The sequence below is a fragment of the Subsaxibacter sp. CAU 1640 genome (assembly GCF_023156585.1).
Classification (GTDB): Bacteria; Bacteroidota; Bacteroidia; order Flavobacteriales; family Flavobacteriaceae; genus JBPOFM01.
Genome location: NZ_JALNMI010000002.1, coordinates 334,190 through 357,103, shown reverse-complemented (window position 1 = coordinate 357,103; position 22,914 = coordinate 334,190). Strand labels below are relative to the sequence as shown.

The 22,914-nt window shown below is 35.9% G+C and carries 19 protein-coding genes; 9 read left to right on the top strand and 10 right to left on the bottom strand.

The annotated features are described in order from the left end of the window. Nucleotides 1-9: 9 nt before the first annotated feature. Together murB and M0G43_RS06135 are read right to left on the bottom strand one after the other, a co-directional pair. The gene (gene murB, locus M0G43_RS06140) at nt 10-1,023 is read right to left on the bottom strand and encodes a UDP-N-acetylmuramate dehydrogenase (protein WP_248024457.1); all 1,014 of its coding nucleotides are present in this window, start codon (nt 1,021-1,023) and stop codon (nt 10-12) included. Beyond that, nucleotides 1,023-2,213 carry a pyridoxal phosphate-dependent aminotransferase gene (locus tag M0G43_RS06135; RefSeq protein ID WP_248024455.1) on the bottom strand — a complete coding sequence of 397 codons (1,191 nt, stop codon included), beginning with the start codon at nt 2,211-2,213 and terminating at the stop codon, nt 1,023-1,025. Before M0G43_RS06135 ends, murB begins: the two co-directional genes overlap by 1 nt. Nucleotides 2,214-2,335: 122 nt before the next feature. On the opposite strand from M0G43_RS06135, the gene M0G43_RS06130 reads away from it, so the two are divergent. Next, nucleotides 2,336-3,661, top strand: a complete 1,326-nt coding sequence (locus tag M0G43_RS06130; RefSeq protein ID WP_248024454.1) for a pepsin/retropepsin-like aspartic protease family protein — start codon at nt 2,336-2,338, stop codon at nt 3,659-3,661. A gap of 56 nt (nt 3,662-3,717) precedes the next feature. Here M0G43_RS06130 and M0G43_RS06125 read toward each other — a convergent pair whose 3' ends face one another. Beyond that, nucleotides 3,718-4,143, bottom strand: a complete 426-nt coding sequence (locus tag M0G43_RS06125) for a DUF1573 domain-containing protein (protein WP_248024452.1) — start codon at nt 4,141-4,143, stop codon at nt 3,718-3,720. A 240-nt stretch (nt 4,144-4,383) separates the two neighbouring features. On the opposite strand from M0G43_RS06125, the gene M0G43_RS06120 reads away from it, so the two are divergent. Next, nucleotides 4,384-7,014 carry a valine--tRNA ligase gene (locus M0G43_RS06120; protein WP_248024451.1) on the top strand — a complete coding sequence of 877 codons (2,631 nt, stop codon included), beginning with the start codon at nt 4,384-4,386 and terminating at the stop codon, nt 7,012-7,014. A gap of 54 nt (nt 7,015-7,068) precedes the next feature. Here M0G43_RS06120 and rodA read toward each other — a convergent pair whose 3' ends face one another. The 5 genes from rodA to purH form a co-directional block, all read right to left on the bottom strand. Then, complete coding sequence (gene rodA / locus M0G43_RS06115; RefSeq protein ID WP_248024449.1) at nt 7,069-8,355, bottom strand: rod shape-determining protein RodA; 1,287 nt, start codon at nt 8,353-8,355, stop codon at nt 7,069-7,071. Then, nucleotides 8,352-10,313 (bottom strand): peptidoglycan D,D-transpeptidase FtsI family protein, encoded by a 1,962-nt coding sequence (locus M0G43_RS06110; protein ID WP_248024447.1) that lies wholly within the window; start codon nt 10,311-10,313, stop codon nt 8,352-8,354. Before M0G43_RS06110 ends, rodA begins: the two co-directional genes overlap by 4 nt. A gap of 495 nt (nt 10,314-10,808) precedes the next feature. Further along, nucleotides 10,809-11,633, bottom strand: a complete 825-nt coding sequence (mreC, locus tag M0G43_RS06100; protein WP_248024443.1) for a rod shape-determining protein MreC — start codon at nt 11,631-11,633, stop codon at nt 10,809-10,811. 9 nt (nt 11,634-11,642) lie between these two features. Then, nucleotides 11,643-12,671 (bottom strand): rod shape-determining protein, encoded by a 1,029-nt coding sequence (locus M0G43_RS06095; protein WP_248024441.1) that lies wholly within the window; start codon nt 12,669-12,671, stop codon nt 11,643-11,645. Nucleotides 12,672-12,811: 140 nt separating this feature from the next. Next, nucleotides 12,812-14,344: a bifunctional phosphoribosylaminoimidazolecarboxamide formyltransferase/IMP cyclohydrolase gene (purH, locus tag M0G43_RS06090; protein WP_248024439.1), complete on the bottom strand. Its 1,533-nt coding sequence runs from the start codon at nt 14,342-14,344 to the stop codon at nt 12,812-12,814. Between the two features lie 147 nt (nt 14,345-14,491). Between purH and M0G43_RS06085 the strand changes: the two genes are divergently transcribed. Then, nucleotides 14,492-15,742, top strand: coding sequence for an ABC transporter permease (locus M0G43_RS06085; RefSeq protein ID WP_248024437.1), 1,251 nt, complete (start codon nt 14,492-14,494; stop codon nt 15,740-15,742). 38 nt (nt 15,743-15,780) lie between these two features. Here M0G43_RS06085 and M0G43_RS06080 read toward each other — a convergent pair whose 3' ends face one another. Beyond that, a complete protein-coding gene (locus tag M0G43_RS06080) occupies nt 15,781-16,236 on the bottom strand; it encodes a GAF domain-containing protein (protein ID WP_248024435.1) in 456 nt (151 codons plus the stop codon). A gap of 88 nt (nt 16,237-16,324) precedes the next feature. Here M0G43_RS06080 and xrtF point away from each other — a divergent pair, with 88 nt between their 5' ends. The 6 genes from xrtF (at nt 16,325) to M0G43_RS06050 (ending at nt 21,188) form a co-directional block, all read left to right on the top strand. Continuing rightward, nucleotides 16,325-16,873, top strand: coding sequence for an exosortase family protein XrtF (gene xrtF / locus M0G43_RS06075; protein ID WP_248024433.1), 549 nt, complete (start codon nt 16,325-16,327; stop codon nt 16,871-16,873). Continuing rightward, nucleotides 16,870-17,307, top strand: coding sequence for an exosortase F system-associated membrane protein (locus M0G43_RS06070; protein WP_248024431.1), 438 nt, complete (start codon nt 16,870-16,872; stop codon nt 17,305-17,307). The genes xrtF and M0G43_RS06070 overlap by 4 nt, the downstream gene beginning before the upstream one ends. A 50-nt stretch (nt 17,308-17,357) precedes the next feature. After that, complete coding sequence (locus M0G43_RS06065) at nt 17,358-17,771, top strand: HYC_CC_PP family protein (RefSeq protein ID WP_248024429.1); 414 nt, start codon at nt 17,358-17,360, stop codon at nt 17,769-17,771. Between the two features lie 90 nt (nt 17,772-17,861). After that, nucleotides 17,862-18,593 (top strand): heavy-metal-associated domain-containing protein, encoded by a 732-nt coding sequence (locus M0G43_RS06060; RefSeq protein WP_248024426.1) that lies wholly within the window; start codon nt 17,862-17,864, stop codon nt 18,591-18,593. After that, complete coding sequence (locus M0G43_RS06055) at nt 18,590-20,824, top strand: TonB-dependent receptor (protein WP_248024423.1); 2,235 nt, start codon at nt 18,590-18,592, stop codon at nt 20,822-20,824. Before M0G43_RS06060 ends, M0G43_RS06055 begins: the two co-directional genes overlap by 4 nt. 10 nt (nt 20,825-20,834) lie before the next feature. Next, nucleotides 20,835-21,188, top strand: a complete 354-nt coding sequence (locus M0G43_RS06050) for a heavy-metal-associated domain-containing protein (protein WP_248024421.1) — start codon at nt 20,835-20,837, stop codon at nt 21,186-21,188. A gap of 64 nt (nt 21,189-21,252) precedes the next feature. On the opposite strand, the gene groL is transcribed toward M0G43_RS06050, so the two are convergent. After that, nucleotides 21,253-22,881, bottom strand: a complete 1,629-nt coding sequence (groL, locus tag M0G43_RS06045; protein WP_248024418.1) for a chaperonin GroEL — start codon at nt 22,879-22,881, stop codon at nt 21,253-21,255. Between the last annotated feature and the right edge of the window lie 33 nt (nt 22,882-22,914).

Sequence of the window (22,914 nt, the reverse complement as noted above, 5' to 3'; positions counted from 1 at the left end):
TTTTTTATTTCATATAATGTTTACTTCAATTTCGATCTCAATTTTAAAGATACGATAAATAGTGTTTTGAATTAAGACGGCTAAATCAAAAATGTCGGAGCCTTTGGCATTTCCGTAATTGACCAAAACCAAAGCTTGTTTTTTGTGAATTCCATAATCTCCTAAAGTCTTTCCTTTGAATCCAGCAGTTTCGATTAGCCATCCCGCTGGGACCTTTACTTCTGATTCCGAAATAAAATAGCTAGGTATTTCAGGAAAGTTTGATTTTATTTCTTCAAAATGTTCAATATGAATAACAGGATTTTTAAAAAAACTCCCACTATTTCCTATTTCTTTTGGATCTGGAAGCTTACTTTGTCTAATGGCTATCACTGCTTTTGAAATGTCTTGAATTGAGGGATTAGACACACTCATCTGTTGCAATTCGGCTTCAATTGCTCCATATTTTGTATTCAGAATATGGTCTTTTTTTGTCAATAGAAATGTGACACTTGTAATGATGTATTTTCCTTTAGCTTCTTGTTTGAAAATAGATTCTCTATATCCAAACCTACAATCATCAAATTTAAATAATGCTGTTTTAAGAGATCCTATTTCTAGAGTTTCACAGGACACAAACACATCCTTTAATTCTACTCCATAAGCACCAATATTTTGTATTGGTGCACTGCCTACATTGCCAGGAATGAGCGAAAGGTTTTCCAATCCTCCAAAGTCATGCTTTAAGCACCATTGCACGAAACTGTGCCAATTTTCACCAGCATACGCCTTAACTTCAACGTAGTTGTCATTTTCTTCGACAATTTCTATACCTTTTAAATCAATGTGAATCACTAACGCATTGACGTCTTGAGTCAGTAGCATATTACTTCCTCCTCCCAAAATGAATTTTTCAGGATAATTGTCTGTAGACAACACACTTTTAAGATCGTCGATAGACTTTATGGAAACAAAGTGTTTTGCTTTGGCCTCAATACCAAATGTGTTATATGATTTTAATGAGAAATTGTTTAAAATCTGCATTAGTCCTTGTAAACTTTTAATGCTTCGGCTAAAATATGAACCGCTTTCTTAAGGCTATTTTCATTGAGTACGTAAGCTATTCTAATTTGATTTAGTCCAACTCCTGGAGTTGAATAGAAACCTGCGGCTGGAGCAACCATAACAGTTTCTCCATTTATCTCAAAAGATTCTAAAAGCCATTGTGCAAAATTATCTGCATTCTTTATAGGCAATTCAGCGATGCAATAAAAGGCTCCATTAGGTTTAGCTACTTTGACACCCTCAATTTTTTCAAGTTCTTTTATAAGTGTATTTCTTCTGTTTACATATTCTTCTATAACCTCGTCAAAATAACTTTGAGGAGTATCTAGAGCAGCTTCACTGGCAATTTGAGCCAAGGTTGGTGGGCTTAATCTGGCTTGGGCAAACTTTAAGGCAGTTTTTATAAATTCTTTATTCCTTGAAACTAGATATCCGATTCTGGCACCACACATACTGTAACGTTTTGATACAGAATCTATCATGATGGCATTGTCTTCCAGTCCCTCCTGTTGCATTATCGAATAAAATTCAATGCCGTCATATACAAATTCACGGTATACTTCATCAGCAATTAGGAATAAGTCATGTTTTTTGACTATTGACGCCAATTTCTTTATTTCTTCTTTAGAGTAAAGATATCCGGTAGGATTGCCAGGATTGCAAATCAAGATGGCCTTAGTCTTTGGAGTAATTAATTTTTCGAATTCTTCGATTGCAGGTAAAGCAAAATTGTTTTCAATTTTAGAAATTACAGGTACAACCTTCACATTTGATGCCGTTGAGAATCCATTATAATTTGCATAGAATGGTTCAGGGATAATAATTTCATCATCATTGTCCATAATACTTCCAAACGCAAACAATAGAGCTTCACTTCCTCCTGTTGTGACAATGATGTCATTGTGAGAAACATCAATATGATTTTTCTTATAATAATTAGCTATTTTCTTTCTGTATTCTTCAGATCCTTCTGAACGAGTGTAGGCCAAAATATCAAGCGAATGAATTTTAACAGCATCGAGAGCAATTTCAGGTGTTTTAATATCTGGTTGACCAATGTTTAAATGATAAACGGTTTTACCGTCCTGATATGCTTTTTCAGCATAGGGAACTAATTTTCTTATTGGAGATGCAGGCATTGACAGCCCTTTTTTTGAAATGTTTGGCATTGGGTTTGATTTTGGATGGCAAAGTACCGAAAATTATCTTAAATTTTTTCTAAAATTTCACCCCCAATCAAGCAATATGTATCAAAGTGTTGTAAATTGTTATAGCTATCTAACGTATCCCAATGCTTAAAAGAATTATCTTGTTTCTTTTCTTCTCAACTTTTTACGCCTATATATTTGGGCAAGGAAGCTTCAATTTGGTTAATACAAATAAGGATAAAATAAAGTTTGAACTCATCAATAATCTAGTGGTGATTCCTGTTGAAGTGAATGGCGTAAAGTTGTCATTTTTGTTGGATTCTGGTGTTAGCAAGCCTATTTTGTTCAACATCATCAATTTATCCGACTCTCTCCAGATTAATAATGTTGAAACAGTGTATTTGAGGGGTTTGGGTAGTGAAGGAGCCATTGAAGCTTTGAGATCTAAAAAAAATATTTTGAAAATAGGGAAGGCTATCAACGTTAATCAGGAAGTATATGTAGTTTTTGATGAATCGATAAACTTTGCTCCAAGACTTGGTGTACCAATTCACGGAATTATTGGCTATGATATTTTCAAAGATTTGATTGTAGAATTAAACTATTCTTCAAAAACTTTAAAATTGTACGATCCGGCAAAGTACAAGTATAGAAATTGTAAAAAATGTAGGACATTTGACCTAACGTTAAGTCAAAATAAGCCTTACATAGATGCGGTCATTGAAATAGACTCCATAGAAAAGCCTGTCAAACTTTTGATAGATTCAGGTGGCAGTGACGCTTTATGGCTTTTTGAAGATGAAGAAAAGGATATAAAACCAATTGATAGCCAATTTTTTGAGGATTATTTGGGAAAGGGATTAAGTGGAAGTGTCTATGGCAAAAGATCTAAAATCGCTTCTTTTTCTCTTCAGGATTTTAAATTCAAAAATGTTAATGTTGCTTTTCCCGATTCATCATCCATTACAATAGCAAGAAAATTCAAGGATAGAAGTGGAAGTATTTCTGGAGAATTACTGAAAAGGTTCAACATTATTTTTGACTATGGCCACGAGAAGGTCACCTTCAGAAAAAACCACCATTTTAATGAACCTTTTCACTATAATAAAAGCGGAATTGTTCTAGAACAACATGGTATTAGGATAGTTAGGGAATCCAACGATAATTCAATTTTTAAAAACCCAGCAGAAAATAATGATTTAACTAAAGCTATATTTCAAGCTTCATTTAGATACTCGTTAAAACCTGCCTTTACGGTAGTAGAGTTAAGAAAAGGTTCTCCGGCCGAAAAGGCTGGTTTGATGATTGATGATGTTATTTTATCAGTAAACAATAAGAATACGGCTTCCTTGAAAATGCATGAAATCATAAATATATTTTCTGATGAGGATGGAAAAATGATCAGGATTAGAGTAGACAGAAATGGATTTGAATTAAACTTTGAATTCAAATTGGAAAGTCCATTTTAAAACAAAAATCCCTTCACTAATTGAGCAAAGGGATTTGTAAATATCATTAAAGATTTTTATTGTTCTATGACACTTTTGTCTTTCTTTTCCAATACACTTGTTTTAGAAGGATCAATTACTTCACCTTTGATTTTTAAAGCAACAGTTGGTGTATCTGCATTAGAAGTTACAGTAATCGTTTTTCTTATTGGATTCACTCTGTTTGTATCATACTTTACAGAAATCTCACCTTTTTCGCCAGGCATAATTGGACCTTCAGGCTTTTTAGGCACGGTACATCCGCAAGTAGATTTCACATCACTGATAATTAATGGTGCATTTCCTGTATTTGTAAATTCAAATACTCGAACACCGTCAGCTCCTTTTTCAATAGTTCCGTAATCTATTGTATCGGTTTTAAATTCGATTTTTGCTATTTTTTCTTGAGCAAAAGCTCCGAAGCTCATTAAGCCAACAAATAAAATTGCAACTAAATTTTTCATCATTTTTAATTTACGTTATTATTTTTAGACACATTTAATTTGACAAATGTGATTCTAATTTTAAAAAACTAACAAGTCAAAACTACTCACTTTTTACCATTCAGCAAAATAAATTGGATGTATTACAATATTTATAACATTATGTAAGTTGGTGCCTACACATTAAATTCTTCCATCATTTCACTAAAAAAGGAAATATAAGTACTTTTGCATCCTGTATTACAAAAACGATACCAAAATATGCCAATCCCAACAAAATATTCAACTTCAGAAGTAGAAAGCAAATGGTATGATTACTGGATGGAGCACAACTACTTCCATTCAACACCAGATGATAGAGAGCCGTATACCATTGTTATTCCTCCACCAAATGTGACAGGTGTTTTGCATATGGGACATATGTTGAACAACACCATACAGGATGTGTTGATTCGTCGTGCTCGCTTACAAGGAAAAAATGCGTGCTGGGTGCCAGGAACGGACCACGCATCGATTGCAACGGAGGCTAAAGTGGTTGCAAAATTAAGAGAGCAAGGCATTGATAAAAATGATTTGTCTCGTGAGGAATTTTTGGAGCACGCTTGGGAATGGACTCATAAGTACGGAGGTGTTATTTTGGAACAATTAAAAAAATTGGGTTGTTCTTGCGATTGGGATCGTACAAAATTCACTATGGATGATGAGATGAGTGAATCTGTCATCAAGGTTTTTGTCGATTTGTACAATAAAGGTTTGATTTATAGAGGTTACAGAATGGTCAATTGGGATCCTGAAGCCAAAACGACGTTGTCTGATGAAGAGGTATTTCATATTGAAAGAACGGACAAATTATACTATGTTAACTACAAAATAGAAGGTGAAGACGGTTTTGTGACCATAGCCACAACTCGTCCGGAAACCATTTTAGGCGATACTGCTGTTTGTGTCAATCCTGAAGATGAACGTTTTAAACATCTAGTTGGGAAGAATGTCATTGTTCCAATTTGTAATCGTGCGGTACCGATTATTGCTGATGATTACGTAGATATGGGGTTTGGTACAGGTTGTTTGAAAATTACTCCAGCACACGATGTCAATGATAAGGAAATTGGAGATAGGCACAATCTTGAAATTATTGATGTATTGAATGAAGATGGAACTTTGAATAGTTTTGGACTTCATCACGAAGGGAAAGATAGAGTGGCTGCTCGAATGGATGTTGCGAAAGAATTGGATGCACTTGGAATACTTGTCAAAACCGAAGATTACACTCATAAAGTTGGTACAAGTGAAAGAACAAAGGCTGTTATTGAACCTCGCCTTTCTGACCAATGGTTTCTTAAAATGGAAGAATTGGTAAAACCTGCCATTAAGGCGGTCCTTGAAGATGAAGAAGTAAAATTATATCCAAAACGATTCAACAATACCTATCGCCATTGGATGGAGAATATTCGCGATTGGAACATTTCGCGTCAATTGCTTTGGGGACAACAAATTCCAGCGTATTACTATGGCGATGGCAAGGAGGATTTTGTGGTTGCCGAAACCATTGAAAGTGCGTTAGAGCTGGCACAACAAAAAACCAATAATCCAAACCTTAAAATTCAAGATTTAACCCAAGACAAAGATGCCCTCGATACGTGGTTTTCCTCTTGGCTGTGGCCAATAAGCGTTTTTGACGGCATTCGAAACCCTAACAATCCAGAAATAGATTACTATTATCCGACCAATGATTTGGTGACAGGTCCAGATATCTTGTTTTTCTGGGTAGCTCGCATGATTGTAGCTGGCTATGAATATAAAGGTGAGAAACCTTTTGAAAATGTCTATTTGACAGGTTTGGTGCGCGACAAACAGCGCCGCAAAATGTCAAAACAATTGGGCAATTCTCCAGATGCTTTAAAGTTGATCGAAACGTATGGCGCCGATGGTGTTCGTGTAGGGTTATTGTTGAGTTCAGCGGCTGGTAACGATTTGATGTTTGATGAAGAATTGTGCAACCAAGGTAAAGGCTTTGCCAATAAAATTTGGAATGCTTTTAGATTGATTAAAGGTTGGGAAATTGCTGATATCACACAACCAGAAGCTTCTAAAGTTGCCATAGAATGGTATCAGTCCAAATTTCGGCAGGCACTCGCAGAAATAGAAGATCATTATGGCAAATACAGACTGTCTGATGCTTTGATGGCAATATATAAGTTGGTTTGGGATGATTTCTGTTCTTGGTTATTGGAAATGATTAAGCCTGATTATCAACAGCCCATCGATTCAAAAACTTTCAAGGACGTTATCACACTTTTTGAAGACAATTTGAAAATCCTCCATCCATTTATGCCATTCTTGACTGAAGAAATTTGGCAGTATATTGATGAGCGTTCATCCAAAGAAGCCTTGATTATTGCAGCATATCCGAAGTTGAAGTCATTTGACAATCAATTGATTTCTGATTTTGAAATGGTGAAAGAAGTTGTTTCTGGAATAAGAGCGATTAGAAAGGATAAAAACATTTCATTTAGAGATACCATTGAATTATCGGTTTTGAATAATGAAAATTTATCTGAACAATTTGATTCAGTCATAAAAAAATTGGGCAACATTTCAAAAATGGAAGCCGTTCAAGAGTCAGTGGATGGTGCTTTGAGTTTTAGGGTTCAATCGAATGAATATTTTATTCCAATTTCTGGAGCCATCAATATTGAAGAAGAGTTGAAAAAACTCAATGATGAATTAAAATATACCGAAGGATTTTTGAAATCGGTTCAAAGTAAGTTGGCCAACGAACGGTTTGTGAATAACGCGCCAGCGCAAGTATTGCAAAATGAACGAAACAAAGAAGCGGATGCCTTGGCTAAAATTGAAACATTGAAAGCAAGTTTGGCTAATCTGAAGTAATCAATATCATATAAATGATAATCTTAAGGAGCTAAATTTTAGCTCCTTTTTTTGTTACCAATCATACAATCGATTGGAATCCAATTTTACAAATATGAAAAGTAAAATTGTAAAACCCCATAGTCCAGAACCACCATAGCTAAAGAATGGCAAAGGGATGCCGATGGTTGGAATCAAGCCCATCACCATTCCGATATTAATCATAAAATGAAGAAATAGAATGGATGCCACGCAATAGCCATAAACCCTACTGAATTGTGACTTTTGTAATTCTGCCAAGTATAAAATACGTGTCAACAAGGCCACAAAAAGGATTACGACAAGAGCACTGCCAAGAAAACCCCATTCTTCGCCTACTGTACTAAAAATGTAATCTGTATGCTGTTCTGGAACGAACTTTCCAGTGGTCCTTGTGCCTTGTAAAAATCCTTTGCCAGCAAGACCTCCTGAGCTAATGGCCTTTTCAGATTCGTTAAGATTATAAAGAATCGTTTGCTTCATTTCTTCCAGTTTTTCTGGGTCACTTTCAAGGCGTAGCCATAGACTGATTCTGTCTTTTTGATGCTCTTTTAAGATATCATCATAAAAATATTTCACACCAAAAGCAAAACCGATACATAACAGAAGAACGCTTATCGTTTCAATGAGCATTGGACGCTTTCTCTTTCCGAAAAAATGAATGCCAAAAACTACTACTGCCGTTAGAATCACTGTAAAAATAATACCGAATTTTAAAGCAAATACAGATAATAGGATAAGGACAACACCTATAATAAGGTAGATTCTTTGCAGTCCTTCTCTGTAAAAAACAAAGAAGAAAGCGCCATAGACAACAGTACTTCCAGCATCATTTTGCAATAAAATCAATATCGCAGGAATAACTATGATTGCTATGCACCGCAATTGATCCTTTAGTGTTCGGATATTGGTTTGCAAGTCGCTTATATATTTTGCAACCGCCAAAGAAGTTGCAAATTTGGCGAACTCACTGGGTTGCAAAGTCATACCTCCAAAAGCATACCAGGACGTGGCACCATTAACATTCTTTCCAAATATGAATAATCCAAGCAAAGACAGTAGCGATGCAAAATAGATGATACTGGCAAAGCGTTCATAGAATTTTGCTTCAATGGCCAAAGTGAGAATGATAAGCGCCAAAGTCAATATGATGAACAGCGCTTGTTTTCCAAACGGCTGTTCCATATCAAAATAATTGGTGACTTCACCTTGATGCGATGCCGAAAGGATATTGACCCATCCAAATCCTACCAAAAGCAGAAATAGTACTATTGTAATCCAGTCTAATCGAAGTCCGCGTGATTCTCTTTGTGCTGTTATCATTGGTCTTCGGAAGATTTTGGTCTGATACCTAGATTATTGTTGGATTTTAATTCGTTATTCTGTTTTTCATCTTTTTCCAACGGAATGATGTCAATGGTGGCACCTTTATTAATGGTAAAAGGTTGACCAGAATATGGTTTTTGATATTCACTTTCAAGTCCATGAGTTAAAATCCAGGTTTCCATATCTTTTCTGGTTATTTCACCATTGATATATTTTTCGATCATCAATCCAGCAATTCGTCCAGCAAATCGACTTCCCCAATAACCATTCTCCACAAAAACTGCTATGGCAATTGTTGGATTGTCTTTTGGAGCGAATGCCACAAAAATTGAGTGGTCAGTCAATTGCGTTTTAACACCATCAATTTTAATGAAATTTTCTGCCGTTCCTGTTTTACCACAGATTTCTATACCTGGAATTTGCACAGTTGAAGCTGTTCCATGATTATACACATCAAACATTCCTTGCACAATGGGTTCAAAGTGTTTTTTGTCTATCGTGGTATGTATAGGTTTTGTAAACGTCGAATCAATTTCTCCACCTTGAATTTTTTTAATAATGTGAGGAGTGTAATAATAACCTCTGTTCCCAATGGCTGCTGCCATGTTGGCTAATTGGATAGGTGTAGTTAGGATTTCTCCCTGTCCAATGGCGTTTGATAAGTTGTAAGTGCTTCCCCAACGATTTTCACCATAAATTCTGTTGTAAGTTTTACTATCAGGGATTTTTCCGGGCTGACCGACAGACAAATCATTGTTGAGGTAATTTCCTAGTCCAAAGCTCTTAACATGCTTACTCCAGATATCCATACCTTCAGAAGGCTTTTTATATTTATCAATGATTCTTCGATATACGTTTGCAAAATAGGCATTGCAAGAGTTATAAATTCCACCATTCATTGCTACAGGACTTGGATGTCCATGACAACCCATTTTTCGTCCTCCATAACTATATCCATGGTTACAGCCGAAACGTTCCTCTGTAGTTACAACTCCCTCTTGAAGTCCAATTAATGCATTTAAGATTTTAAATGGCGATCCAGGAGGATACATCGCTTGCAGACCTCTGTCATAAAGAGGCTTTGCTATGGTGTCATTATAAAGTTTGGTGAAATTGGCCGAACGCTGTCTTCCTACCAACAAATTTGGGTTATATGTTGGTGCGGAAATCATTGCTAAAATTTCGCCTGTTGCAGGTTCAATCGCCACAATACCGCCACGCTTGTGTTCCATCAACAATTCACCATATTCTTGAAGTGTGGCATCAATTGTAATTGTTATATCTCTACCAGCTTGAGGCAATGTATCGTATATGCCATTTTTGTAAGGACCTATATCTCTATTGAATCGGTCTTTTTGAATGAATTTTATGCCTTTTACACCTCGTAAAACTTCTTCATAGGTTTTCTCAACTCCTTGCTTTCCCAATAAATCACCCATTTTGTAATATGGATTTTTCTGGATGATGTATTCATTGGCTTCACCTATATCACCTAAAACATTGGCGCCTATGGAACGCTGGTAATCTCTTAAGGAACGTTTTTGAATGTAAAATCCTTCAAACTTTCGAATTTTTTCCTGTAGCATTGCAAAGTCATTCCTAGACAATTGTGGAATAAAAACTGAAGGTAGACGAGGTGAGTATGTGTAAGCTTTATTATAGATATCTATAAAGTCTTCTTTTGTAATCTTCAGGAGTGAGCACAATTCCAAAGTATCTAATGGCTCCACCTCTCGTGGAATGACCATAACATCATAAGATGGTTGATTGGCAACCAAAAGTGCACCGTGTCTGTCATAAATATAGCCACGCTTTGGGTAATCGTAAACCTTACGTATGGCGTTATCCTCATATAAATTGTAGGCTTGCGGTTTATAGATTTGGAGATAAAATAAACGTGCAATAAAAATAATTCCAACAGAGGTTATGATAGAAAAAAGTAACAGCTTTCTCATTTCCGTTTAGGGCTAAATAAAATACTAAATAAGGTACACAGTATTATAGTAAAAATACTTGAGAATAACGTTTTTTTAAGAATTAATATGATGTCTGAAATGTTAAAAACCTCTAACGAAAAAAGAATCAAATGATGAAAAAGGGTCAGTATAGAAAAATAGACCATCCTGCTACCCACATCAATCTGACTAAATTTTATGGTTTGATTATCATAAATTGTTCCAAACGAGAATTTTAAAATTGGTGGGCGTATGTAAGCGATGGTGACGCAAGCAGCTGCATGTATCCCTCCAGAATCCGTAAAAAAATCAACACTCAAACCAAGCAGAAAAGCCAAAAATATAAATAGCGTTCTATTATTGTTAATAGGAAACAACGCAACAAATAAAATATAAGGATATGGATTAATGTAGCTCAAAAAGTTCACATGATTCAATACCAAACCTTGCAAAAGAACCAAAGAAACAAAACGAAGTAAGCTATTTATGGTAACACTATTCATCGCTTTGACTTTGTAATGATTTGATTTCCTTTGCATTCATATTTTCAATGATGTACACATGTCCAATATTGGTCATGTCATTGAATAATCGAACGTTGATGGTGTAAGTGTCGCCACCAATATCCAAAGAAAAGCTCTCAACTTTTCCTATAAGTATTCCTTTTGGGAAAATGGCTGATTGTCCACCGGTCATAATGGTATCTCCAACAGCTACAGGAGCAAACTTTGAAATGTCCACCAGCTGAACCAATTCTTCCGTTTTACCGTCCCAAACCAACGAACCAATATGACTTGTTTTTTTTAACTGTGCATTGATGCGGTTTTTTTTACTCAAAACAGACAATACGGTCGCATAATTGTTTGAAGTATTGTCAACAATACCAACAATGCCTTTTGAGGTGATGACTCCAAAATCTTGCTTTATGTTGTCTTTTTTTCCTTTATTGATAGTCAAATAGTTATTTGAAAGACTATAACTGTTTTTTAGAACGTCTGCATCCGTAAAACGGTAATGGTCGCCGAGAAGAGTGCTGTCTATTGAAGAGACACGAAGCGTATCAAGTTCCAAATTGAAAATGATGGTTCGCAGTTTTTTGTTTTCTTCAATAAGGGCATCATTTTGCTCCTTCAGGTTGAAATACTGACTAAAACTATTGGTGGTTTTGTAAATTCCTCCCGTGAAAAAATTGGCAGAATTGACAAACTTACTTTTGTGGTAAGAATGTGATTGTATGGTGAAAAACAAGGACAATCCAAATAGCAACAAAAACAAAAGAAATGTCTTGTTTCTTAAAACAAAATTGATGATTTGTTGCATTCCAGTCTATTATTTTATCAGTATGCTCTTAAATTTAGAAAGATTTTTAAGCGCAATTCCTGTACCTCTTACTACCGCTCTTAATGGGTCTTCTGCAATGTAAACAGGCAAATCGGTTTTTTGGGATAAACGTTTGTCTAAACCTCGAAGCATTGAGCCTCCACCAGCAAGATAAATACCAGTATTATAAATGTCAGCAGCCAATTCTGGAGGCGTTTGGGATAGTGTTTCCATAACAGAATCTTCAATCCTCAAAATCGATTTATCGAGAGCTTTCGCAATTTCTCTAAACGAAATTTGAACTTGTTTTGGTTTTCCTGTTAAAAGGTCACGACCTTGCACACTCATTTCTTCTGGTGGTAAATCTAAATCTTCAGTCGCTGCCCCAATTTGGATTTTTATTTTTTCTGCAGTACGTTCTCCAACATATAGATTGTGTTGGGTGCGCATATAATAAATGATGTCATTTGTAAAAACATCTCCCGCAACTTTTACAGATTTGTCACAAACAATTCCACCCAGCGCAATTACAGCGATTTCAGTTGTTCCACCACCTATATCTACAATCATGTTTCCTTTCGGTTGCATAATATCTATACCAATACCAATTGCCGCAGCCATAGGTTCGTGTATCAAATAAACTTCTTTACCGTTCACGCGCTCACAACTTTCCTTTACAGCACGCATTTCAACCTCCGTGATACCTGAAGGTATACACACCACCATACGCAATGCAGGATTGAACAACTTTTTCTTTAGCGCAGGAATATTCTTGATGAACAGGTTTATCATTTGCTCTGAAGCATCAAAATCGGCAATCACACCATCTTTTAATGGGCGAATGGTTTTGATATTTTCGTGCGTTTTACCTTGCATCATGCTGGCTTCTTTACCAACAGCAATGATTTTTCCAGTAACTCGGTCTCTGGCAACGATGGAGGGACTATCGACAACTACCTTGTCATTATGAATTATTAATGTATTTGCGGTTCCTAAATCTATAGCTATTTCTTCGGTCAAGAAATCAAAAAATCCCATTTGCGTCTGTTAATTGTAAAGGTTGATATTAGTTTTTGGTTGTTATTGTAAATTTAATAAACTTAATAAGTATTAAAGATTTCATAATATACGTAGTTATCAAGAAAATTGTTCACAAAAAATAAAATTTATTTTCGGGTTTAATGCTTGAAATGGCGAGTTCCCGTAAAAACCATTGAAACACCATTTTTATTGCAATAATCAATACTCAATTCATCTTTAATGGAACCTCCAGGCTGAATCACAGCCGTTATTCCTGCTTTGTCAGCAATCTCTACGCAATCAGGAAAAGGGAAAAAGGCATCACTCGCCATTACCGCTCCTTGTAACTCAAAATTGAAGGATTGCGCTTTGTGGATGGCTTGGTTTAACGCATCAACCCTACTTGTCTGGCCTGTTCCGCTGGCAAACAACTGCTTGTTTTTTGCCAAAACAATAGTGTTCGATTTGGTGTGTTTGCAAATTTTGGAAGCAAATATCAAATCTTCTAACTCGTTTTCACTAGGTTTATTGTCTGTAGCATAGGACAAATGTTCAATAGCGTCTGTCACATTATCTTTATCTTGAACCAAAATACCGTTCAAACAACTTCTCACGGACGATTTTGGCAATTCAATATCGTTTAAAACCAATAGAATTCTATTTTTCTTGCCCTTTAAAATATCTAAAGCATCCGAAGAAAAAGATGGCGCAATGACCACTTCGCAAAACAAATCGTGAATTTCTTCAGCGGTTGGTTTGTCAATTTCCGTATTGCTTATCAAAATTCCTCCAAAAGCTGAAACAGGGTCACCAGCCAAAGCATCAACATAAGCTTTGTGTATAGTGCTACGTTGTGCAATACCACAAGCGTTGTTGTGTTTTAAAATGGCGAATGTTGGTGCGTCATTTTTGAATTCGTTCATTAAATTAACAGCAGCATCAACATCCAAAAGATTGTTATAACTCAATTCTTTACCGTGAAGTTTTGTGAACATAGCATCAAAATCACCAAAGAAAAATCCTTTTTGGTGTGGATTTTCTCCATAGCGCAAAACCTGTCCTTTCGTTTCACTTATTTTTAAAACGGCCTGTTCGTGATTTTTGTTGAAATAGTTGAAAATAGCTGAATCGTAATGCGAAGACACGTTGAAGGCTTTTGCAGCAAATCGTTTTCGGTCTTCTTCTGATGTCTCCCCATTTTTGGATTTCAACAATTCCAACACTTCAGAATAATCATCCATCGAAGACACACAAAGAACGTCTGCATAATTTTTCGCAGCAGCTCTTATTAATGAAATTCCTCCAATATCAATTTTTTCAATGATATCAGCATTGCTCGCACCAGAAGCAACTGTTTTTTCAAATGGATATAAATCGACGATAACCAAATCTATTTGAGGAATCTGATATTCTTCAAGTTCGGCAACGTCACTTTCGTTATTTTGTCTATTCAAAATACCACCAAAAACTTTAGGATGAAGCGTTTTTACTCTTCCACCCAAAATTGATGGGTAAGAAGTAACATCTTCAACAGGAATGACATCTATTCCCAAATTTTTGATAAAAGTTTCCGTGCCTCCAGTGGAGTAAATCTTTACTCCAAGAGAGTTCAATTCCCTGACAATCGGTTCCAATCCGTCTTTGCTGAAAACGGAAATTAAAGCCGACTTAATCGATTTGTTAGTGCTCATTATGTAGTTGTGTGATTTTTAAAGTGCAAAAGTAAGTATTCTTAAAGAAGTTATCTGTAATGTTAAGCAGTTTATTTAGTGTTTTTGTAACAAAAAATTGTTGAAAACGACCTATCTTTAAACTTGTTTAAAAAACAACCTTCATAGATGTTACTTTACTTACGCCTTTTCAAAGAAAGCTTTGCATTCGCCATCAGTGCATTGACCAATAATAAGCTTCGAACTTTTTTGTCTTTGTTAGGTGTAACTATCGGAATTTTTTCAATCATAGCCGTACTTGCAGCCGTTGATTCTTTGGATAGAAATATTCAAGAAAATCTTTCGGGTTTGGATAAAAATACCATGTATCTTACCAAATATTCTTTTGGGCCAACGGATGTTCCGCGCTGGCAACGTGATAATTTTCCACAAACGGAATATGATGATTATGAATTTATCAAAAGAAATGTGCCAGATATCGAGGCGGTCGCCTATGTGATGTTTGAATCAGGTGAAACTGTTAAGTACGATGCTGAAACTATAGCTGGAGTAAGAGTTACACCTGTTTCCCACGAAATATACGATATCGAGGATATGAAAATTGGTGAAGGTAGATTTTACACTGAAGCTGAATCAGTTTCGGGTTCACCTGTAATTGTACTTGGCTATACTTTAGCCGAAAATTTATTTAAAAACAGTAATCCATTGGGAAAGGAAATACGTGTGTTTGGGCGAAAGCTTACTGTAATTGGAGTTTTGAAAAAATTTGGCGCCACTATTTTCGATTCACCAGATGAAAAGGCTTATGTTCCTGTGAATTTTGTGCGTCGTTTTAGAAATGGTGGGGCAGATGGTATTCCTGGGGCAGTTATCATAAAACCTGAAAAAAATGTTGATATAGGTGCTTTTGAGAGTGTATTGAAACAGAAATTCAGAGTTTACAGAGGTTTAAAGGCTGGAGACCCAGATGATTTTTTTGTAAATAAAATGTCGGGAATGACCGACGCAATTGACAGTATAATCGGTACCATGAACTTTATGGGTTGGATTATCAGCGGATTTTCATTGCTGGTAGGTGGCTTCGGAATTGCAAACATAATGTTTGTAAGTGTGAAAGAGCGTACTAATTTGATTGGTATCCAAAAATCTTTAGGAGCTAAAAACCGATTTATTTTGTTTCAATTCTTGTTTGAAGCGGTAGTTTTAGCTGTGATTGGAGGTATTATTGGATTGGTATTTGTTTGGCTTGTCTCAATGATTGCCTCAAGTTTCACGGGAGACTTTGAGTTTGTTCTATCAACAGGCAATATGATGTTAGGCTTTGGACTTTCGACGCTGATAGGACTTATTTCGGGAGTGATTCCAGCGATTTCCGCTTCAAGATTAGATCCTGTGGAGGCTATTCGTACTGGAATGTAATTCAAGAAAACATTAAACGATAACTTTCAATATGGAATTTATAATAAGGTTGAAACTTTGCCACACACAAACTCCAAAAAGCATTCATCTGCTTCAGTAAAAGGGTCGAGTGTATTAGAATCGATATCTATTTGCCCGATATTTTCTCCGTTTACAAAAATTGGTACTACAATTTCGGCCTTTACGGTTATGCTACACGCGATGTAATTGTCTTGTGCTGACACATCCGGAACAACAAAATTTTGATTGCTTACCGCTACTTGTCCGCAAATACCTTTTCCAAATGGAATGATGGTATGATCGGTTGGGGCACCAACATAAGGTCCTAATTTCAATTCGTTTTTATCACCATTTTTGAAATAAAAACCAACCCAATTATAGTACGAAACATTCAATTCCAACACTTCGCAAATTTTATACAATCTGTCTTCCACAGACTTATTGCTGTCAGAAATAATTTGCTCTATTTGCGGTTTGAGTTGCTCCAAATTCATTGTTCAATTTTTTTGGTAAAAGTATCATAAATGTACTTTCAGGCAGATTATTTTATATAAATTTAACACACCCATTAAACTGCATTTTTTGAAGGATTTAATTGTAAAATACAAATCGGTTTTAAAGTTTATACTCACATTTTTGGCTGTCTATGCGGCATTGTCTTTTTCTTATAAATTGTATTTGGATTATTCGGGTGGTTCAGAATATTATCCAGATTACTTAACAAATCTGGTGGCAAGGCAAAGTGAGTTGCTGATTGAATCATTTGGGCATAATGCTTCCATCCAACCGCATCCCAAAGAGCCGTCTATGAAGTTATTGGTTAACGGAAAGTATGTTGCCAGGGTAGTGGAAGGTTGCAATTCGGTGAGTATTATCATTCTGTTCATTTCTTTTATGATTGCATTTGCCGATAAGTTCAAGGCTACATTCTTATATGTTTTGGCTGGTAGTGCTTTGATATACGTTGTGAATTTAGTGCGAATAGCAATTCTTTCAATAGGTTTATACCATTATCCTTGGAGAAGGGAAGAGCTGCACACAGTCATTTTTCCGCTAATTATTTACGGAATGGTCTTTCTTCTTTGGATGGTTTGGGTCAATCGGTTTTCAAAAGCAAAGGCTGAAGTATGAAAAATGTTGTAAAAATGATATGGCTTTTGATTCTCTTCGGATTTTTGATTTTGATAAGAGTTTTTGAAAATGAACTTTTTTATGATCCATATTTATCATTCTTTAAAAATGATTATCTCTACATCGACAATCCGAGAAGGGAAATCTTTAAGTTGACAATGTTTACAACCCTGCGTTACATCTTGAATTCTGGAATTTCACTGGGTATTATTTACCTTTTTTTTAAGGACAAGAATATTGTAAAATTTTCAAGCCTTATCTACGGAATTGCTTATGTGATTTTGATTTTATGTTTTCTATATTTCGTCATAAATCCGAAACAGGAAGACTATTATATCTTTTTTAATATCAGACGATTTTTAATTCAGCCATTGATTCTACTGCTCTTATTGCCAGCTTTTTATTATTTTAAACTTATGCACAAAAAAAGTTAAGACTTTTCTAAAATTTAACCTCGAACTATTTTTTTTGTAGTTTTGCAGTAATGTTCAAAAAAATCATCCATAAAGGTTTTTCAGTAGTGATGGCAATTTTAGTGCTGTTTTCGACGGTATCTTTTACCATCGAGAAACATTTTTGTGGAGATGTTTTGATAGATGTGGCAGTTTTCACAGAAGCACAGAAATGTGTTATGGAAGCCTTTGAGATGGAACAAGCTGCCATCACTAAAATGAATTGTTGCAAAGATGATTTGGAACTTTTGAAAGGTCAAGACGTTTTGAAGTCGCAGAGCTATGAAGACTTACATTTCGATCAGTCTGTTTTTCTATCAACTTTTGTTTATACTTATATCAATCTTTTTGAAGGTTTACCTGAACAAATAATTCCTCATAAAGATTATTCTCCTCCTAATTTGGTCGCAGATATTCAGGTTTTAGACCAAGTTTTCATCATTTGATTTATTAGATGTTTTCCCAAAAGGGAATTAATTAGTCTTACCATCTATTTTGGTTTGACTACACTGTTTTATCTAATAAATTAAATAAAAATGACACATACTTATAATATTACAGGAATGACCTGCAATGGTTGCAAGGCATCCGTTCAGAAGTCGTTGAGTGCTGTTGAAAATGTGCAATCAGTATCTGTTGATTTGGAAAATGCTGAAGCCAGCATTACTATGTCGAAGCACATTTCTACGGACACATTGCAAAATGCTTTATCTAGCAAATATTCAATTTCTGAAAAAAAAGAAAAGAACGTTTTTCAGTCTACAAATAGGTCTTTGGAAGATGAAAAATCTGATTTACAACAATTATTTCCCTTGTTCTTGATCTTTGGCTACATAACTGTGGCATCCATCTTATTAAATATAAACCCTTGGAATTCTGGTGCTTTTATGCTCGATTTTATGGGATTGTTTTACATCGTCTTCAGCTTTTTCAAGTTGTTGGATTTAAAAGGTTTTCCAGATTCTTTCAGAATGTATGACCCTTTGGCAAAGGCAATACCTGCGTATGGTTGGATTTATCCTTTTTTGGAACTTTCTCTAGGGCTTTTGTTTTTGATGAGAATCCAGATTCCTTTGGCACTCGTCGTTACGCTAATCATACTTGGAATTACAACCATTGGCGTAACCAAAGTGCTTCTGGACAAAAAATCAATTCAATGTGCTTGTTTGGGAACAGCCTTAAAGCTGCCTATGACCAAAGCGACTTTTATTGAAAATTCCATTATGATTATTATGGCAATCGTAATGTTAATACAAATTTACTTATGAGAAAGGTTATTTGTATATTGATGTTATTGCCATTGACACTGTTGTCTCAAGAGGTTATCAATGGTGTTGTGACCGAGAACAGTACAGGCAAAGAATTACCACTTCTGGGTGCAAATGTTTATTGGTTAGATACGACAGTTGGAACCACAACCGATATTGATGGAAAATTTTCTGTGCCTTATAAACCAGAATATCAACAATTGGTCATCAGTTACGTAGGTTTTAAAACAGATACGCTGACCATTAGTTCGGTGAGAACTATTAAACATATGCTCAAAGCCACCGGTGAATTGGATGAGGTCACGCTGACTTCTCGGAAACAAGCGACTTCAAAATCTTACTTACAGTCTGCCAATGTAATGACTGTCAGTAGTGATGAGCTTTTGAAAGCAGCCTGTTGCAATTTGTCTGAAAGTTTCGAAACCAATCCTTCCATTGATGTTAATTTTGCCGATGCAGTGACAGGGACGCGTCAGATTAAAATGTTAGGCCTGACAAGTCCTTATATTTTGATTACTTCTGAAAATATTCCTACCATTCGTGGTGCGTCTCAAGCATATGGTTTGAGTTTTACACCAGGTACGTGGGTTGAGAGTATTCAGATTACGAAAGGTGCGGGAAGTGTTGTCAATGGTTTTGAGAGTATTGCCGGACAAATCAATACAGAATTGGTTAAACCCTTAACCGATTCAAAATTATTTGTAAATGCCTACGGATCTACTGGAGCAAGGTTTGAATTGAATACTCATTTGAACACGAAAGTTAGTGATAAATGGAGTACTGGTCTTTATGTTCACGGAAATCTTCGTGATAAAAAATTTGATATGAATGATGATGGATTTGTCGATATGCCTTTACAAAAGCAGTTTAACTTTATGAACAGATGGCAATACACCAATCCAGAAAAAGGGTTAGTGAGTTTTATCAATCTTCGTTATTTGAATGATTCCAAGCAGACGGGTCAACTCAATTTCAATCCTGAAACGGACAAATTAACGACCAATGCTTGGGGAAGCGAGATCGATACCGAACGTTTGGATGCATCAGTCAAATTTGGATATGTCAATCCTGAAATTCCATGGCAAAGTATTGGTGTGCAAACAGCTTTTAGTAGTCATAAACAAGAATCTTATTTTGGATTGACTCAATATGATATTCTTCATAATAGTTTGTATGCAAATGCAATTTATAACTCCATTATCAGCGATTCGAGGCACAAAATAAAAACAGGTATCAGTTATACTTACGACCATTATGATGAATTTGTGGGTATTGATGATTTCGAACGAACAGAAAACTCAATTGGAGCTTTTTTTGAATACAATTTTGACAATCTTGAAAAATGGAATATGACGGCTGGAGTGCGTATCGATAGGCACAATCTTTTAGGAACATTTATAACGCCTAGGTTTCACGCTCGATATACACCTTGGGAAAAGTCGGCATTGCGTTTTTCTTTTGGAAGAGGAAAGCGAAGTGCCAACATATTTGCAGAGAATCAATCCATTTTTTCAACATCTAGAACTATCAATTTGATAAATTCTGGAGGAGAAATTTACGGTTTGGATCCTGAAATCGCTTGGAATTATGGTGTATCATATCTTCAAGGCTTCAATCTTTTTGGCCGGAAGGCAGATATAACCTTTGACTATTACAGAACTGATTTTCAAAACCAAGTGGTGGTTGATTATGAAAATCCGCAACAAATCAGTTTTTATAATTTGGATGGAGACAGTTATGCCAATAGTTTTCAATTGGAGTTTAATTATAATCTATTTGAACATTTCGATTTGAGAACTGCGTATAAGCTTTATGATGTGAAAACACAATATCAAACAGGTAAACTTGAAAGACCTTTGACTCCAAAACATCGATTGTTTGCAAATGCGTCTTATGAAACACATTTAAAAGACAACGGAAGTCAATGGAAGTTTGATGCCACATATAATTGGTTGGGAGAACAGCGTTTCTCTTCAACTGAAGCAAATCCTTTAGAATATCAACTTCCTGGATATACTCCAACATTAGGGACACTCAATGTTCAAGTTACCAAAGTGTTTTCTCCAAAATTTGAGGTATATTTAGGCGGAGAAAACATTACGAATGTGAGACAATCAAATCCAATATTGGGAGCAGATGATCCATTTGGGCTAAATTTTGATACGACATTTGTTTATGGTCCAATTTTTGGAAGTATGTATTACGCAGGATTAAGATTCAAAATTCAATAAACATAAAAAAATGAAAAATTTAGTAGTAGTATTGACATTGATGATTGGTAGCATAGCATTTGCCCAAAATAGAAATGCCAAAGCAACGATAGAAGTTGATGGCGTTTGTATGATGTGCAAAGAGCGCATTGAAAAAGCAGCTATCAGGTCTAAAGGTGTGAAGTCGGCAATTTGGGATGTCAAAACCCATGAGTTGAAATTGATTTATGATGAAGGCAAAATAGATTTGAAAACCATCCAGCAAAACATTGCAAATGTTGGTCATGATACCAAAGAAATAAAGGCGACAGATGAAGCCTATAATAGTGTACATCCTTGCTGTATGTATAGAGATGATTCGATCAAGAAAGACCATAAAGAGTAAATTTTAAACGAAAAAAGCCTCAATCAAATTGAGGCTTTTTTTAATAACGATAGGAGACTTTCGACTACATCATCCCTGGCATTCCACCGCCACCCATTGGCATAGCAGGAGTATCTTCTTTGATGTCTACCAATGCACATTCAGTGGTTAAAATCATACCAGACACAGAGGCAGCATTTTCCAGTGCAATACGTGTCACTTTTTTAGGGTCGATGATTCCAGCTTTTAGCATGTCAACATACTTTTCTGTTTTAGCGTCAAAACCAAAATCTTTTTTGCCTTCCATCACTTTCGCAACTACTACGCTTCCTTCGCCACCAGCATTTTCAACAATGGTTCTCAAAGGCGCTTCAATAGCTCGAGCCACGATTTGGATTCCTGTTGCTTCATCATTATTTTCAGAAGACAATTTATCCAAAACTGATTTTGCTCTTACCAAAGCAACACCACCACCAGCAACAATACCTTCTTCAACGGCAGCTCTTGTAGCGTGCAAGGCATCATCCACACGGTCTTTTTTCTCTTTCATTTCAACTTCGCTAGCTGCACCTACGTACAATACTGCAACACCTCCGGCCAATTTAGCCAAACGCTCTTGCAATTTTTCTTTGTCGTAATCAGACGTTGTGGTTTCAATTTGAGCTTTGATTTGGTTGACTCTTGCTTTGATGTCAGAAGCATTTCCTGAACCATTTACAATTGTTGTGTTGTCTTTGTCGATGGTAATGGTTTCAGCTGTTCCGAGCATACTTAAATCAGCATTTTCTAAAGAGAAACCTCTTTCTTCTGAAATCACTGTTCCACCAGTCAAAATAGCGATGTCTTCCAACATTGCTTTTCTTCTGTCTCCAAAACCAGGTGCTTTGACAGCTGCAATTTTCAATCCGCCACGTAGTTTGTTTACAACTAAAGTAGCCAAGGCTTGGCCTTCAACATCTTCAGCGATAATCAACAATGGACGACCAGATTGTGCAACTGGTTCTAAAATAGGAAGTATTTCCTGTAGATTTGAAATCTTTTTGTCAAACAATAAGATGTACGGATTGTCGAGTTCTGCAACCATTTTGTCAGCATCTGTCACGAAATATGGTGACAAATAACCTCTGTCGAACTGCATACCTTCTACAACATCTACATACGTATCTGTCCCTTTTGCTTCTTCAACAGTGATTACACCTTCTTTGCCAACTTTTCCAAAAGCCTTTGCAATTAAGTCCCCAATGGTTTCGTCGTTATTGGCCGAAATAGAAGCAACTTGCTTTATCATTTCCGAAGAATTACCAACTTTTTTCGCTTGTTTTTCCAAGTCCTTTGTGATAGAATCAACAGCTTTGTCGATACCGCGTTTCAAATCCATTGGGTTGGCGCCTGCGGCAACGTTTTTCAAACCTTCTTTTACAATCGCTTGTGCCAAAACTGTTGCTGTTGTGGTTCCGTCACCAGCTAAATCGTTGGTTTTAGAAGCAACTTCTTTCACCATTTGTGCTCCCATATTTTCAAGAGCATCTTCAAGTTCAATTTCTTTTGCCACTGTAACACCATCTTTGGTAACTTGTGGTGCACCGAAAGATTTGCCAATAATTACATTACGACCTTTTGGACCCAATGTTACTTTTACTGCATTTGCCAATGCATCCACACCACGTTTCAAACCGTCGCGTGCTTCAATATCAAATTTTATATCTTTTGCCATATTATTAATTTTTAGCTATTAGCCGCTAGCTAT